The sequence below is a fragment of the Streptomyces scopuliridis genome (assembly GCF_042790125.1).
GTDB classification, from domain to species: Bacteria; Actinomycetota; Actinomycetes; order Streptomycetales; family Streptomycetaceae; genus Streptomyces; species Streptomyces scopuliridis_A.
In genome coordinates this window covers 98,195-112,095 of record NZ_JBHTZS010000018.1, presented here as the reverse complement: position 1 = coordinate 112,095, position 13,901 = coordinate 98,195, and the positions used below count along the sequence as shown (strand labels likewise).

12 protein-coding genes are annotated in these 13,901 nt (G+C 70.7%); 4 read left to right on the top strand and 8 right to left on the bottom strand.

Annotation, left to right across the window (positions count from 1 at the left end; all coding sequences use genetic code 11):
* Positions 1–119: 119 nt before the first annotated feature.
* Positions 120–806 carry a bifunctional DNA primase/polymerase gene (locus tag ACFRKB_RS25595; RefSeq protein WP_383108749.1) on the top strand — a complete coding sequence of 229 codons (687 nt, stop codon included), beginning with the start codon at positions 120–122 and terminating at the stop codon, positions 804–806.
* A gap of 491 nt (positions 807–1,297) precedes the next feature.
* Here ACFRKB_RS25595 and ftsY read toward each other — a convergent pair whose 3' ends face one another.
* Positions 1,298–2,500: a signal recognition particle-docking protein FtsY gene (ftsY, locus tag ACFRKB_RS25590; RefSeq protein ID WP_383108748.1), complete on the bottom strand. Its 1,203-nt coding sequence runs from the start codon at positions 2,498–2,500 to the stop codon at positions 1,298–1,300.
* Between the two features lie 169 nt (positions 2,501–2,669).
* Between ftsY and ACFRKB_RS25585 the strand changes: the two genes are divergently transcribed.
* Positions 2,670–4,103 (top strand): cytosine permease, encoded by a 1,434-nt coding sequence (locus ACFRKB_RS25585; protein ID WP_383108747.1) that lies wholly within the window; start codon positions 2,670–2,672, stop codon positions 4,101–4,103.
* A 14-nt stretch (positions 4,104–4,117) separates the two neighbouring features.
* Here ACFRKB_RS25585 and ACFRKB_RS25580 read toward each other — a convergent pair whose 3' ends face one another.
* From ACFRKB_RS25580 to ACFRKB_RS25565, 4 genes are all read right to left on the bottom strand, one after another.
* A complete protein-coding gene (locus ACFRKB_RS25580) occupies positions 4,118–5,536 on the bottom strand; it encodes a sugar porter family MFS transporter (RefSeq protein WP_383108745.1) in 1,419 nt (472 codons plus the stop codon).
* Positions 5,537–5,663: 127 nt separating this feature from the next.
* Entirely contained in the window at positions 5,664–9,314 is a 3,651-nt protein-coding gene (locus ACFRKB_RS25575) for an AAA family ATPase (RefSeq protein ID WP_383108744.1), read from the bottom strand.
* Between the two features lie 199 nt (positions 9,315–9,513).
* On the bottom strand, positions 9,514–9,732 hold the full coding sequence (locus tag ACFRKB_RS25570; protein ID WP_030351764.1) for a hypothetical protein: 219 nt from the start codon (positions 9,730–9,732) through the stop codon (positions 9,514–9,516).
* A 381-nt stretch (positions 9,733–10,113) separates the two neighbouring features.
* Positions 10,114–10,395 (bottom strand): acylphosphatase, encoded by a 282-nt coding sequence (locus ACFRKB_RS25565; RefSeq protein WP_365976271.1) that lies wholly within the window; start codon positions 10,393–10,395, stop codon positions 10,114–10,116.
* Positions 10,396–10,529: 134 nt separating this feature from the next.
* Here ACFRKB_RS25565 and ACFRKB_RS25560 point away from each other — a divergent pair, with 134 nt between their 5' ends.
* Together ACFRKB_RS25560 and ACFRKB_RS25555 are read left to right on the top strand one after the other, a co-directional pair.
* Entirely contained in the window at positions 10,530–11,438 is a 909-nt protein-coding gene (locus ACFRKB_RS25560) for a CAP domain-containing protein (RefSeq protein ID WP_383108743.1), read from the top strand.
* An 83-nt stretch (positions 11,439–11,521) separates the two neighbouring features.
* Entirely contained in the window at positions 11,522–11,890 is a 369-nt protein-coding gene (locus ACFRKB_RS25555; protein WP_383108742.1) for a winged helix-turn-helix transcriptional regulator, read from the top strand.
* On the opposite strand, the gene mutM is transcribed toward ACFRKB_RS25555, so the two are convergent.
* From mutM to rpmF, 3 genes are all read right to left on the bottom strand, one after another.
* Positions 11,863–12,723, bottom strand: coding sequence for a bifunctional DNA-formamidopyrimidine glycosylase/DNA-(apurinic or apyrimidinic site) lyase (mutM, locus tag ACFRKB_RS25550; protein WP_383108740.1), 861 nt, complete (start codon positions 12,721–12,723; stop codon positions 11,863–11,865). The genes ACFRKB_RS25555 and mutM overlap by 28 nt on opposite strands.
* 95 nt (positions 12,724–12,818) lie before the next feature.
* Positions 12,819–13,706, bottom strand: coding sequence for a ribonuclease III (rnc, locus tag ACFRKB_RS25545; RefSeq protein WP_383108739.1), 888 nt, complete (start codon positions 13,704–13,706; stop codon positions 12,819–12,821).
* Between the two features lie 19 nt (positions 13,707–13,725).
* Positions 13,726–13,899 carry a 50S ribosomal protein L32 gene (rpmF, locus tag ACFRKB_RS25540; RefSeq protein ID WP_003965982.1) on the bottom strand — a complete coding sequence of 58 codons (174 nt, stop codon included), beginning with the start codon at positions 13,897–13,899 and terminating at the stop codon, positions 13,726–13,728.
* Positions 13,900–13,901: the final 2 nt, after the last annotated feature.

The following is a 13,901-nucleotide window of genomic DNA, read 5'->3' as shown; positions in this document are numbered from 1 at the left end:
ATCCGGCCCGGCTACCCCCAATGCCACTTCGCGCCGCCTTAACCGCCCCAATGGCGACGGAGTGTCACGGGCAGACTGCGAGACGTAACCACCGGTGAGTTCGACCCGTTGGAGGGGGCATGGGCTTCACGATCGGCGGCATCCGGGAAATGCGGTCCGGCTCGCGCCGCCGCGGCCGCACCACTGAGTGCACCGCGGTGGCGGAGTACACGGGCCTGTGGGGCTGGGACGTGGTTCCCGGCGCGATTCCGGCGGCGGTTCCCGCGGCCGTTCCCGCGGCGCGGGCCTCGGGCGGGCGGTGCCCCTGCGGCGAACGCGACTGCGTGTCGCCGGGCGCCCATCCGCTGGCATTCAGCCCCGAGGTGCCGGCGGGCGCCACCCTCGACGACGTCGCCAAGGCGTGGTCGGAGGTGCCGGGCGCGGCGGTGCTGCTGCCCGTGGGCCGCGGCTTCGACATCATCGACGTGGCGGAACCGGCGGGGAGCCGGGCCCTGGTACGGCTCGAACGGATGGGGCTCCCGCTGGGCCCGGTCCTGGCGACACCGACCGGCCGCGCCCACTTCTTCGTGGCGCCGGGCGCGGCGGCGGAGCTGCCGGAGCTGCTGTACCGGATGGGCTGGGACGACGCGGACCTGGACCTGCACGGCCTGGGGCCGGGAGCGTATGTACTGGCGCCGCCGTCGGAGGTGGCGGGGCTGGGTCCGGTGCGGTGGCTGCGCCCGCCGTCCCTGGACACGGCGGCGGAGCCGCCGCCGGCGAGGCTGCTGCTGGGCACGCTGGCGTACATCTGCCATCGCCTGGCCTGACGGGTCGCCGTCCGGCGGGGGGCCGTTGTCCGGAGTGCGGTGCGCCTCCCGGCGGGGGGTCGTGGTGCGGGCCGTCGCTGGTTCCGGGGACCGGGGCCTCCGGAGGTACGTGTCCGGACTGCTTTCCTCACCGCGCTTCGCGCGAGCTGCGACGCTTTACGTCCGGACACGCACCTCCTCCGACCCCGACCCCCTCCCGCCACGCCCCACGCGGCCGTGCGCGGCCCCAGACGCTGAGCCGAGGCGGCGGCTGGTGGCGACCACCGGGGGAAGGGGGTCGGGGGCGGAGGAGGTGCGTGTCCGGACACTAAAGCGTGATTTGTGGCGCGCGGACGCCCACATCCCGACTGTGGCCAGATGCGCCGTAAATCATGCCGTCCGGACATGTACCTCCGGAGCCCCCGGCCCCCGGCACGGAGCCGCGAGACCGCAACCGCACCGGACCGGACCGGAAACCGGGCCCGGGCCCCGGCACGGAGCCGCGCAAACCCCTAGTCGCCGATCAGCGCGCTCACGAACGCCTCGGGTTCGAACGGGGCCAGATCATCCGCTCCCTCGCCCAGGCCCACCAGCTTCACCGGCACCCCCAGCTCCCGCTGCACCGCGATCACGATGCCCCCCTTGGCCGTGCCGTCCAGCTTCGTGAGGACGATGCCCGTGATGTCCACGACCTCCGCGAACACCCGCGCCTGCACCAGCCCGTTCTGCCCGGTCGTGGCGTCCAGGACCAGCAGCACCTCGTCCAGCGGACCGTGCTTCTCCACGACCCTCTTGACCTTGCCCAGCTCGTCCATCAGCCCGGTCTTGGTGTGCAGCCGGCCCGCCGTGTCGATGAGGACGACGTCCGCGCCCTCCGCGATGCCCTCCTTGACCGCGTCGAACGCGATCGACGCCGGGTCGCCGCCCTCCGGGCCGCGCACCGTACGGGCGCCGACCCGCTCGCCCCAGGTCTGGAGCTGATCCGCGGCGGCGGCGCGGAACGTGTCGGCCGCGCCCAGGACGACCGAGCGGCCGTCCGCGATCAGTACGCGTGCCAGCTTGCCGGTGGTCGTGGTCTTGCCGGTGCCGTTGACGCCGACGACCATCACCACGGCCGGGGTGTCGAGGCCGCTCTCGGTCTGCACCGCGCGGTCGAAGTCCGTGCCGAGGAGGTGGACCAGCTCCTCCTTGAGCAGCGCGCGCAGTTCCTCCGGCGTCCGCGTGCCGAGCACCCGTACCCGCTCGCGCAGCCGCTCGACCAGTTCCTGGGTCGGGGCGACACCGACGTCCGCGATGAGGAGGGTCTCCTCGATCTCCTCCCAGGTCTCCTCGTCGAGGTGCTCGCGCGAGAGCAGCGTGAGCAGTCCCTTGCCGAGGGAGTTCTGCGAGCGGGCGAGCCTGGCGCGCAGCCGGATCAGCCGGCCCGCGGACGGCTCGGGGATCTCGATCGCGGGTGCGGCCGGGGCCTCCTCGACGGCGACCGGCGCCTCCGTGCCGTCCGGGAGGCCGACCTCCTCGATCGTGCGGCGCGGCTCGTCGCGCGGTGCCTCCGCCTCGTCGCCGACATGTGGCTCGGCAGGGGGAGCTGTGAGGGTCGGCGTGCTCGACGGCGCCTCGGGCGGCAGCTTCTTCTTCTTGCGGCTGCCGACCACGAGCCCGCTGATCAGGCCGACCGCGACCAGGGCGATGACTACAACAAGGATGACGATTTCCATAACGCTCCCAGTATCGGCCACGGCCGGGACCGGCCCTGGCTTCAGAGGATCACACGGAGATCCTCGTTACGATTTGGACCTTTTGCGCTGAACGTACGATGCTGGGGGTTCTGGGTTCGCCCGGACTCCCCTCTCTCTGGAGCCCCCCACCTCTGTACGGAGCCTCTTCATGCCCCACGCCTCCGAAGGCGCGATAGAGACCCGCGGTCTGGAACCCGTCCCCGAGGACGAACGCACCGGCCATGTCCGCCAACTCTTCCCCACCTGGGTGGCCGCGAACATCAGCGTGCTGCTGCTCACGATGGGCGCCGGTCTGATCGTCTTCAACGGTCTGAACTTCTGGCAGGTGCTGACCGTCGCCGTCGCGGCGCCCGTCGTGTCGTACGGCATCGTGGGGCTGGTCTCCCTCGCCGGAAAGCGCGGCGGCTCCCCGGGTATGGCGCTCTCCCGGGCTGTCTTCGGCCAGCGGGGGAACCTCTTCCCCGGCACGCTGATCTGGGTCGCCCGCTGGGGCTGGGAGACGATCAACGCGGTCACCGGCGCCTATGCCGTGCTGACGGTTCTCGACTTGGTCTTCGGCGTCAAGCGCAACACTCCGCTGATCGTGATCACGCTGCTGCTCTTCGTGGCCTGCACCTTCCTGGTCTCGGGCCTCGGCATCGGCGCGCTGCGGGTGTGCAGTACCTGGTCGACCTATCTCTTCGGCGCCTTCAGCGTGCTGGTGCTGGTGTATCTGGTGGCCCATACGGACTGGTCGGCGGTCTTCGGCCGGCCCGCGGGGTCGACGGCGATGATGGTCGCGGGGATCGGGACCGTCGCGGCGGGCGGGATCAGCTGGGTGCCCTCGGCCCCGGACTTCACACGCTATCTGCCCCGGTCCGCCTCCGGCCGGGCGATGGTCGGCTCGACCGTCGGCGGCGCGGGGATCGTGGTGCTGCCGATGGTGCTGATGGGCGCGGTGATGGCGGTCGGCACCCCGGATCTCGCCACGGCGCAGGACCCGGTGTCGTTCATCGGTGAGCTGCTGCCCGCCTGGATCTCGGTGCCGTATCTGCTGATCGCGCTGGTCGGCATGGTGCTGATCAACTCGATGTCGATGTACTCGGCGGGCTTCACCGCGCAGACCCTGGGCATCAAGGTGCCGCGCGCCTGGGCGGTGAGCGTGAACGCGGTGATCAGTCTCGTCCTCGGCTTCCTGCTGATGGTGGTGGCCACCAGCTTCATCGGCTCGTTCATCTCGTTCCTGACGCTGCTCGCGGTGGCGTTCTCGGCCTGGATCGGTGTCTTCGGGGTGGACATGCTGCGGCGGCGTACGTACGACGGCGCGGCGCTGATGGACACCACACGGACCAGCGCCTACTGGTACCGGGGCGGCTTCGCGTGGTCGGCGATGGCCGCCTGGGCTACGGCGCTGGTGGTGGGGCTGCTGTTCACGCGCGTGGACTGGTTCTCGGGACCCTTCGCCGGGACCTGGGCCGGTGAGAACGGTCTGGGCTGGGTCATCACGACCGTCGTGGCGGCGGCTCTCTACGCGGTCCTGCCGCGCGAGCGGGTCACGGCCCCGGCCGCCGCGCGGGCCGAGAAGGAGACGCTGTCCGTCTAAGGGCCTGTCCGGCGCTAACCCATCTCTTCGAGCGTCTTGCCCTTCGTCTCCTTCACGAACAGCAGCACGAACGGGATGGAGAGCACGGCGAAGCAGGTGTAGATGACGTACGTGCCGGAGAGGTTCCACTCGGCCAGGCTCGGGAAGCTCGCGGTGATGACCCAGTTCGCGATCCACTGCGCCGAGGCCGCCACACCGAGCGCGGCGGCGCGGATCTTGTTCGGGAACATCTCGCCGAGGAAGACCCAGACGATGACGCCCCAGGACAGCGCGAAGAAGAGCACGAACACATGGGCCGCGACCAGGGCGACGGTCCCCTCCGTGCCCGGCAGTCTGCCGTTCACCAGGGGCGCGGAGAACGCCCAGGCCTCGAAGGCGAGCGCGATGGCCATGCCCGACGAGCCGACGAGCGCGAGGGGTTTGCGGCCGACCTTGTCCACCAGGACCATCGCGATCACGGTGCCGATGATGTTCACGATCGATGTGGTGAACGAGTAGAAGAACGAGCTGGACGGGTTGATGCCGACCGACTGCCAGAGCGTCGCCGAGTAGTAGAAGGCGACATTGATGCCGACGAGCTGCTGGAACATCGACAGCCCGATGCCGACCCACACGATGGGCAGGAAGTAGAAGCGGCTGCCTTTCAGGTCCTTGAAGGTCGACTTGTGCTCGCGGCGCATGGCGTGTTCGATCTCGGCGACCCGGGCGTCCAGATCGACGTCCTCGCTCTCGACCTCGGCGAGCACCTGCCTGGCGCGCTCCACCCGGCCCACGGAGAGCAGATAGCGCGGCGACTCGGGGATCGCGAAGGAGAGCAGTCCGTACAGGAGCGCCGGTACGACCATCACGCCGAGCATCCACTGCCACGCCTCCAGGCCCAGCAGCGTGCCGCGCTGGTCGCCGTTGGCGAGCTGAAGGATGCCGAAGTTCACCAGCTGGGAGACGGCGATGCCGATGACGATCGCGGCCTGCTGGAAGGAGCCGAGCCGGCCCCGGTAGGCGGCCGGGGACACCTCGGCGATGTACGCGGGGCCGATCACCGACGCCATGCCGATGGCGAAGCCGCCGATGATCCGCCAGGCCGCCAGGTCGTAGATGTCGAACGGCAGCGCGGAGCCGACGGCGCTGACGGTGAAGAGGGCCGCGGAGATCCGCATACAGCGGATACGGCCGATCCGGTCGGCGATCCGGCCCGCGGTGGCGGCACCGATCGCACAGCCGATCAGGGCGATGGCGATGACCTGCGCGAGGGCCGCCGAGCCGATGTCGTATCTGCTCCTGATGGCTTCGACGGCCCCGTTGATCACCGAGCTGTCGTAGCCGAAGAGGAAGCCGCCCATCGCGGCCGCGGCCGTGATGAAGATGACATGGCGGAGGTGTTCCGGCGGGGCCGCGCGGCCTCCGGACGGCGGTACCTGCGCTGTGTCGGTCACGTGTGCTCCTGGTGCCGCCCGGCTGCCGTTGCCGGACGTGGGGTGGGCGAGCCTTTCCAGTGGGTCACAACTTGCCCCCGGCCACCACTTGTACGCGTGTCCTGTGCGATCCCCAGGTGATACGGGGTCAGCGCAGCCGCTGGCTGATGACCTTGGAGACCCCGTCGCCCTGCATGGAGACCCCGTACAGCGCGTCCGCGACCTCCATCGTCCGCTTCTGATGCGTGATCACGATCAGCTGGGAGCTCTCCTGGAGCTCCTGCATGATGCGGATCAGCCGCTGGAGGTTGGTGTCGTCGAGCGCCGCCTCGACCTCGTCCATCACATAGAACGGGCTCGGCCGCGCCTTGAAGATCGACACCAGCAACGCCACTGCCGTCAGGGACCGTTCGCCGCCGGAGAGCAGTGACAGCCGCTTGACCTTCTTGCCCGGCGGCCTGGCCTCCACGTCCACCCCCGTGGTGAGCATGTTCTCGGGATCGGTGAGGATGAGCCGTCCCTCGCCGCCCGGGAAGAGCCGCGAGAAGACCCCCTCGAACTGTTCCGCCGTGTCCCGGTACGCCTCGGTGAAGACCTGCTCGACGCGTTCGTCGACCTCCTTCACCACGAGCAGCAGATCCGCCCGGGTCTTCTTCAGGTCTTCGAGCTGCTCGGAGAGGAACTTGTGGCGTTCCTCCAGGGCCGCGAACTCCTCCAGGGCGAGCGGATTCACCTTTCCGAGCTGCTGATGCGCCCGTTCGGCCGCCTTGAGCCGCTTCTCCTGCTCTGCCCGCACGTAGGGCTTCGGCTGGTTGCGCGGATCCGCCGGGTCCTCGGGCAGCGTCTCGCCCTCCGCGGGCGGGGACGGCGGTACGAGCTGACCGGGGCCGTACTCGGCGATCAGCCCGGCCGGCTCCACCCCCAGCTCCTCCAGGGCCTTGGCCTCCAGTTGCTCGATCCGCATCCGCTTCTCGGCGCCGAGCACCTCGCCTCGGTGCACGGAGTCGGTGAGCTTGTCCAGCTCGGCCTTGAGGTCCCGGCCCTGGTTGCGCTCGGCGGCCAGCTCCCGTTCGCGCTCGGCCTTGGCCGCCTCGGCGGCGACGCGTTCGGCCTCGGCCCGTACGACCGACACCTCCACATGCGCCAGCAGCTGCCGGGCGCCGGCCGCCACGGCGCCGGCGACGTGGGCCTCGTGGCGCAGCCGCGCGCGACGCTGTTCCGCGCGCGCCCGCGCCTCGCGCTCGGCGCGCGCCCCCCGGTCGAGCGCGTCGGCCCGGCCGGCCAGCCCCTTCACCCGCTCCTCGTGGGTACGGACCTGGAGCCGGGCCTCCATCTCGGTCTGCCGGGCGTTGGCGCCGTCGGCCGCGAGCCGGTCCCGTACGGAGGTGTCCGGCTCCTCCTGGACCGGGGCCTCCTCCGCGACCAGCAGCCGTTCCGCGAGTTCCTCCGCCTCGGCGGTGGCGCGCTCCAGCGCCTCCTGCGCCTTGGCGGCGGCCGCGGTCGTACGCTCGGCCTCGCCGGCGGCCGCGCGCGCCTGCCCGGAGAGCCGTCCCAGACGCCCGGACACCGCGGACTTCTCCCGGTCGGCGGCCCGGCGCCGCTCCCCCAGCTCCTCCACCAGCGCGGCGCACTCGGCCCGCCGCTCGGTGGCCAGGCGCTGTGCCCCGGCCAGTTCCTCACACCGGACGGCCAGCTCGGCGAGGTCGGCGGCGGCCTCGTCGACGGAGGCCTGTACCTCCAGCAGGCTCGGCGCGCCCGCCGAGCCGCCGTGCGCGAAGTGCGCCCCGAGCACATCGCCCTCGGCGGTCACGGCGGTGATCGCGGGCCGCGCGGCGACCAGGTCCTCGGCGTCCTCCAGCGTCCCGACGACCACCGTGTCCCGGACGAGCCGCCGTACGGCGCCCAGCAATTCGGCGGGTCCGCTCACCAGATCGATGACGTGCGGCGCGGCGCCGACGGCGGTCGCGGTACGTACGGAACGGCCGGCCGCGTCCGTACCGCGTCCTTCCGCCGCCGCCTGGCCGGGCACGCCGGGGGCCGTCCCTGGGCGGTCCTGCGGGCCGGGCTCGTCCTCCCCGGGAGAGCCGGCCGGCAGCAGGGCCGCGCGGCCCGCGTCCTGTTTGCGCAGCAGCCGGATGGCCTCGGCCGCCGCCGTCGGGTCGGCGACGGCGATCGCGTCCGCGGCGGCACCGAGCGCCGCGGCCACCGGGATCTCGTATCCGGGGGTGACGGTGAGCAGTTCGGCGGCCGGACCGAGCAGGCCCGAGAGGCTGTCGCGGGCGGCGAGCAGCGCGCCGGTGCCGTCCTTGCGGCGCAGACCGAGGGCGAGCGCGTCATGGCGGGCCGCGAGGGCGGCGCGTTCGCGTTCGGCCGTGGTGGCGGCCTCGCGCGCCGCCGTCAGCGCGGCCTCCGCGGCGGACAGGGCGGAGCGGGCGTTCTCGTACCGCTCGCCCCGTTCATGGTCCTCGGCGTCCAGGCCGTCCACCTCGGCCTTGAGCTGTTCGTACTCCTCCTGGGCGGCGACCGCGCGCTCGCGCGCCTCGTCACGGGACGCGGCGAGGCGGCCGATCTCCGCCTGGGCCGACGCCGCCCGGCCGCGGGCCGCGTTGACCTGGCCGTGCAGCCGGGCGAGGCCCTCGCGGCGGTCGGCGATCGCGCGGGCGGCGTCCTTGAGCCGGCGTTCCTCGGCGGCCAGTTGCCGTTCCAGCTCGGCGCGGTGCGCGACGGTGTCCTCGCGGGCGTGTTCGGCCGCCTCCAGCGCGGCCTCCAGCTCCGCCTCCTGCTCCCGGATCCGGGCGGCCTCGCGCTCCATGTCCTCGGGGTCCCGGCCGCGCCGTTCGTCCGTGGGCGCGGCGGTCGCGCTCTTCACCCGCGCGTCGGCGAGCGAGACCGTGCCCCGTACCCGCTCGGCGAGCTGGGACAGCTCGTACCAGGTCTGCTGGGCCCGCTGGAGGCGCGGCGCGAGCCGCCGTACCTCGTCCTCCAGCTCCGCTTCCCGGGTCAGCGCGGCCTTGAGCCGGGTCTCGGCGTCCTCCTTGCGCCGCTTCAGTTCGGCCTCGTCCGCGATCTCCGTACGGAGCGCGTCGCGCAGCCTGACCAGGTCGTCGGCGAGCAGCCGCAGCCGAGCGTCGCGCAGATCGGCCTGTATGACGGCGGCCCGCCGGGCGACCGCGGCCTGCCGTCCGAGGGGTTTGAGCTGGCGGCGCAGCTCGTCGGTGAGGTCCTGGACGCGGGCCAGGTTTGCCTGCATCGAGTCCAGCTTCCGCAGCGCCTTCTCCTTGCGCTTGCGGTGCTTGAGCACACCGGCGGCCTCCTCGATGAACGCCCGGCGCCCCATCGGGTCGGCGTGCAGCACGGAGTCGAGCTGGCCCTGGCCGACGATGACATGCATCTCGCGGCCGATACCGCTGTCGGACAGCAGCTCCTGGATATCGAGAAGGCGGCAGGTGTCGCCATTGAGCTGGTATTCGCTGCCGCCGTTGCGGAACATGATCCGCGTAATGGTGACTTCCGCGTAGTCGATGGGCAGCGCACCGTCGGAGTTGTCGATGGTCAGGGAGACCTCCGCGCGGCCGAGCGGCGGGCGCCCGGTCGTCCCGGCGAAGATCACGTCCTCCATCTTGCCGCCGCGCAGTGACTTCGCCCCCTGCTCCCCCATGACCCAGGAGAGCGCGTCCACGACATTGGACTTACCCGAGCCGTTCGGGCCCACGACACAGGTGATACCCGGCTCGAAGCGCAGCGTCGTGGCGGAGGCGAAGGATTTGAACCCGCGCAGGGTCATGGCCTTGAGATGCACGCCGCCGGACTCTACCCGGCTCCGATCGTCCCTCGCCGGTTTCACCGCCGAACGTGCAGGGCACATCAGACGTTAAGAAAGGCGTGGCAGCGCCAACAATGCTTCGTACAGCGGAAGATGGAAAGAAAGAAGGGACGCCGAGGCGTCCCTTGCATATCTTGCGAGAGTGTTTCTCACCCGACCCCGAGGGGGGCTGTTGTCAGGTGAGCGCGGGCTCCGCCTGGGGTACATCAATGTCGATGCCATTGAGCAGCGACTCTCCGGGGTGCTGTGCGACGGCGGCGTTCAGCACGTCGTTCTCGGACTGGATCCGTACGAGTTCGGATTCGAGGTCCTGGACGCGCTGCTGGAGCCGTCGCATCTCGGCGAGGAGTCGCGGGTCGGAACCGCCGACATAACCGAGAAGCGCCTTTGCCATGATGAATGGTCCTCCACACTGAGTGACCGACCGGATGCGGTGTGGGTCGTGAGGGAAATCGCACCCGCGGTGCTTGGCAGTGCTTGTTCATCACTGCGGTTCTTACTGCCAAACAGCTAAGGTGCGCGGGGATTCCAGCGTCTCACCAAAAAGTTTGACGGTCAACACGATCACAGCCCGTACCGGCGGGCAGCCCGGCGGCGGGCGCCCGCGAGGGGTGCGGCGCCGGCTCTTCCACGGGCCCCCGGGGGCGTGGAGATCATCCTTATTCCGGCAGCCTGGCACGACTGGCCGTTCTTGGCAACCACCAGGTCATCGCCGACTTACGCATGTGCCATCGGCATTCCCGAGCCCTCCGGCGCCGCCCCGGACGACGCGATCTCAGCGGATGGCGAAGGTCTCGTAACCCCCGCGCGGGGTGTCCCAGATCTCAGTGACTCCGTCCACATGCCCGGGTGTGTCGGCGGAGCGCAGCCATTCCAGCAGACGGTGGCAATTCTCACGTGGACCCTCGGCGACGACCTGCACCCTGCCGTCGTCCAGATTGAGGGCGAATCCGGTGAGGCCGCCGATCTCCAGGGCGTTTGCCCTGGTGAACCAGCGGAAGCCCACTCCCTGCACTCTGCCGCGTACCCAGGCCGTAAGTCGAACGTCTTCTTTCATGCACGCAAGCTAACCGGCCAATTGCTTCCCGCACCCGGCGCCCCCACACGTCATGCCGTACAGTCCCGTCGCAATAGCCTCACTCGTACGGGTGAGATCTGGACACGTTGCCGTCGAGAGCATGAGGAAGGCATATGGGACGCCACCGCCGCTCAGCCGCCGCCCCGCCCGTCGAGGAACACGTGGACGGTGCGCGCCGGAAGAGGCGGATCGCCACCCCTGTTCGTACCGGCCTGCTGGGCGCCTCCGCCGCCATGGCGGTCGGAGCCGTAGCCGTCGCCTCGGGCCTGCTGCCCGGCGGCGGTGACCACCTCACGGTCGGCGGCAGCGCCAGCAGCGGGCAGATACGTACCGAGGGCGCTCCGGAGCTCCAGCAGCAGGGCGGCTCGTCCGCCGAGCCGACGCGGGATGCCTCGGCCTCGCCGAGCCGTTCCGCCGACCGGACCCAGCCGCCGTCGGCGTCCGCCTCGCCCACTCCGCACAAGCCGTCCGTCACTCCTTCGAAGGACACGCCGGATTCGCCGTCCGCGCAGCCGGAGAAGAAGACGACCAAGCCCGCCGCGGCCCCGCCGAAGCCGAAGGCCGACATACCGACCCGCACCAGCCAGGCCCCGGCGCCCCAGCAGACCACCGAGCGTGCCGCGGAGGCGCCCGCGGCTCCCGGCTCCAGCGCCTCCGAGTCGGCCGTGCTCTCGCTGGTCAACAAGGAGCGCGCGAAGGTGGGGTGCAGCCCGCTGCGGGCCGATGCCTCGCTCGGCAGGCTGGCGCAGAACTTCAGTGACGACATGGCGGAGCGCGGGTTCTTCGACCACACGGACCCGGACGGCAAGTCGCCCTGGGACCGCGCCGGCAAGGCGGGCGTCAAGGATCTGGGCGGCGAGAACATAGCCAGGGGGCAGGCCACTGCCCAGTCCGTGATGGACTCGTGGATGAGCAGCGAGGGCCATCGCGCGAACATACTGAACTGCGACTACACGCGGCTGGGTGTCGGTGTGCACACCGGCTCCGGCGGCCCGTGGTGGACTCAGGACTTCGGCTTCTGAGCCCAGCGCCGACGCACCGAAGCGCACTCACCAGACGAAAGCGCCACCTGTCGCGTGGCGCTTTCGGTTGTAAAGTCACCGCTATGGACGCCTTCGATGTCTTCTCCCGGCAGTGCCCCTCGCGCACCACGCTGGAACATGTGACGGGCCGCTGGGGTGGTCTGACGCTCGGCGCCCTGTACGAGAGCCGCCTCCGCTTCAACGAACTGCGGCGGCGCGTCGACGGCGTGAGCGAGAAAATGCTCTCCCAGACCCTGCACGCGCTGGAGCGTGACGGACTGGTGCTGCGCGAGGCGCGGCCGGTCAATCCGCCGTGGGTCGATTACGAGCTGACCCCGCTGGGCCGGGAGGTCACCGAGCGGCTGCTCGGGCTGATCCAGCTGGTCGAGGCGCGGATGCCCGAGGTGATGTCGGCACGCGAGCGCTACGACACGACGCGCGGAGCCCGCTGACAGCGCGGGCAGAAATAGCTGGAGCGGTTCATCCAGGGCCGTCGGCGTATCGGTGTCCCGCAGCGCCGGCACGGCTCGTCCTCACGTCCGTACGCGTCCAGCGACCGGTCGAAGTACCCCGATTCGCCGTTCACATTGACGTACAGGCTGTCGAAGCTGGTGCCGCCGGCGTCGAGGGCCGCGTTCATCACGTCCCGTACATGACCGAGCAGTTCCCTGGCGCGTGGCCGGGGCAGGGTGGCCGTGGGGCGTTCGTAGTGGAGGCGGCTGCGCCAGAGCGCCTCGTCCGCGTAGATATTGCCGACGCCGCTGATCAGCGACTGGTCGAGCAGGGCGCGCTTGACCGTCGTACGGCGCAGCCTCAGCGCGGTGAGGAAGGCGTCGTCGTCGAAGGCCGGGTCCAGCGGGTCCCTGGCGATGTGCGCGATGACATCGGGCACTCCGTCGGGGGTGTTCTCGTGGAGCGAGAGCCCGCCGAAAGTGCGCTGGTCGACGAAGCGCAGCTCGGTCGCGAAGGTGTCGGCGAACCGGATCCGGATACGCAGATGCTTCTCGTCCGGGGCGCTCTCCGGCTGGACCAGCAGCTGGCCGCTCATCCCGAGGTGGCCGAGGATCGAGGCGTCCGTGTCGGCCAGGGGCAGCCAGAGGTACTTGCCGCGCCGGCGTGCCGTACCGATGGTGTGCCCCTTGAGCTGGGCTGCGAAGTCCTCGGCGCCGGCGGTGTGCCGCCGTACCGCGCGCGGGTGCAGCACCTCGGTCTCGGCGACGGTCCGGCCGCTGACCCAGCGTTCGAGTCCACGCCGGACGACTTCGACCTCGGGCAGCTCGGGCACGGGACGCTCCTGTGGGTGAGGGGGCCGGAACGGGTGTGCCCCTCACGCCGTACGACGACGCGAGGGGCACACCCGGAAGGAGAGAGCACGGACGCTCAGGCGTTGGCGGTGTCCGCGGGGGTCGGCTCCGACGGGGCGGAAGAGGTGTCGGCGGCCTCTTCAGCCGTGGTGTCGGCGTTCTTTTCGACATCCGCGTTCACGTCACGGTCAACGTCGCCGTGGGCGTCGGTCTTCCCCGCCGCCTCCCGTTCGTCCGCCGCGGTCCGGATGGACCGCCAGGCGGACTCCGCCGCCTGCTGCTCCGCTTCCTTCTTGCTGCGGCCGGTGCCGGTGCCGTACGAGACACCACCGACGCGGGCGGCAGCAGTGAAGGTCTTCTCGTGGTCCGGGCCCGTTTCCGTGACGAGATACTCGGGCACCCCGAGACTCTCCGCCGCGGTGAGCTCCTGGAGACTGGTCTTCCAGTCCAGGCCGGCCCCGAGATTCGAGGACTTCTCGATCAGCGGGTCGAAGAGCCGGTGCACCAGCTCGGACGCCGCGTCGAGGCCCTTGTCGAGATAGACAGCGCCGATCACCGCTTCCAGGGTGTCGGCGAGAATCGACGCCTTGTCCCGGCCGCCCGTGCCCTCTTCGCCCCGGCCGAGCCGGATGAAGGAGCCGAGTTCGAGGCCGCGGCCCACCTCCGCAAGCGCACGCGAGTTGACCACCGCGGCCCGCAATTTGGCCAGCTGGCCTTCAGGCAGGTCGGGGTGGGTGCGGTACAGCGTGTCCGTGACCACCAGACCGAGCACCGAATCCCCGAGGAATTCGAGCCGCTCGTTGGTGGGCAGACCGCCGTTCTCGTACGCGTACGAACGATGGGTCAGCGCACGCACCAGAAGGGCGGTCTCGAGCTGATACCCGAGCCGCCCTTCCAGAAGCGTGTGGGACGAGGCTGTGCTGACATTGTCTGTCTGCTTCTTGGCATGGGACAGTTCAGACATTGAGCCTCTCACCAGCCGCTCAGACCTCGAGGACCTGGCGCTTGTTATAGGTGCCGCAGCTCGGGCACGCGATGTGCTGCAGCTTCGGCTCCTGGCAACGCTCGCACGAAACCAGGGTGGGGACCGCAGCCTTCCACTGCGACCGGCGGTGGCGCGTGTTGCTGCGCGACATCTTCCGCTTCGGAACAGCCACGG

Excerpts from the sequence above, each read along its gene's own strand:
- ACFRKB_RS25555 (WP_383108742.1), top strand. The coding sequence starts at position 11,522 with ATGGACGCCTTCGATGTCTTCTCCCGGCAGTGCCCCTCGCGCACCACG.
- ACFRKB_RS25595 (WP_383108749.1), top strand. The coding sequence starts at position 120 with ATGGGCTTCACGATCGGCGGCATCCGGGAAATGCGGTCCGGCTCGCGC.
- ACFRKB_RS25570 (WP_030351764.1), bottom strand. The coding sequence starts at position 9,732 with ATGGCAAAGGCGCTTCTCGGTTATGTCGGCGGTTCCGACCCGCGACTC.
- rnc (WP_383108739.1), bottom strand. The coding sequence starts at position 13,706 with ATGTCTGAACTGTCCCATGCCAAGAAGCAGACAGACAATGTCAGCACA.
- ACFRKB_RS25560 (WP_383108743.1), top strand. The coding sequence starts at position 10,530 with ATGGGACGCCACCGCCGCTCAGCCGCCGCCCCGCCCGTCGAGGAACAC.
- ACFRKB_RS25565 (WP_365976271.1), bottom strand. The coding sequence starts at position 10,395 with ATGAAAGAAGACGTTCGACTTACGGCCTGGGTACGCGGCAGAGTGCAG.
- ACFRKB_RS25585 (WP_383108747.1), top strand. The coding sequence starts at position 2,670 with ATGCCCCACGCCTCCGAAGGCGCGATAGAGACCCGCGGTCTGGAACCC.
- ftsY (WP_383108748.1), bottom strand. The coding sequence starts at position 2,500 with ATGGAAATCGTCATCCTTGTTGTAGTCATCGCCCTGGTCGCGGTCGGC.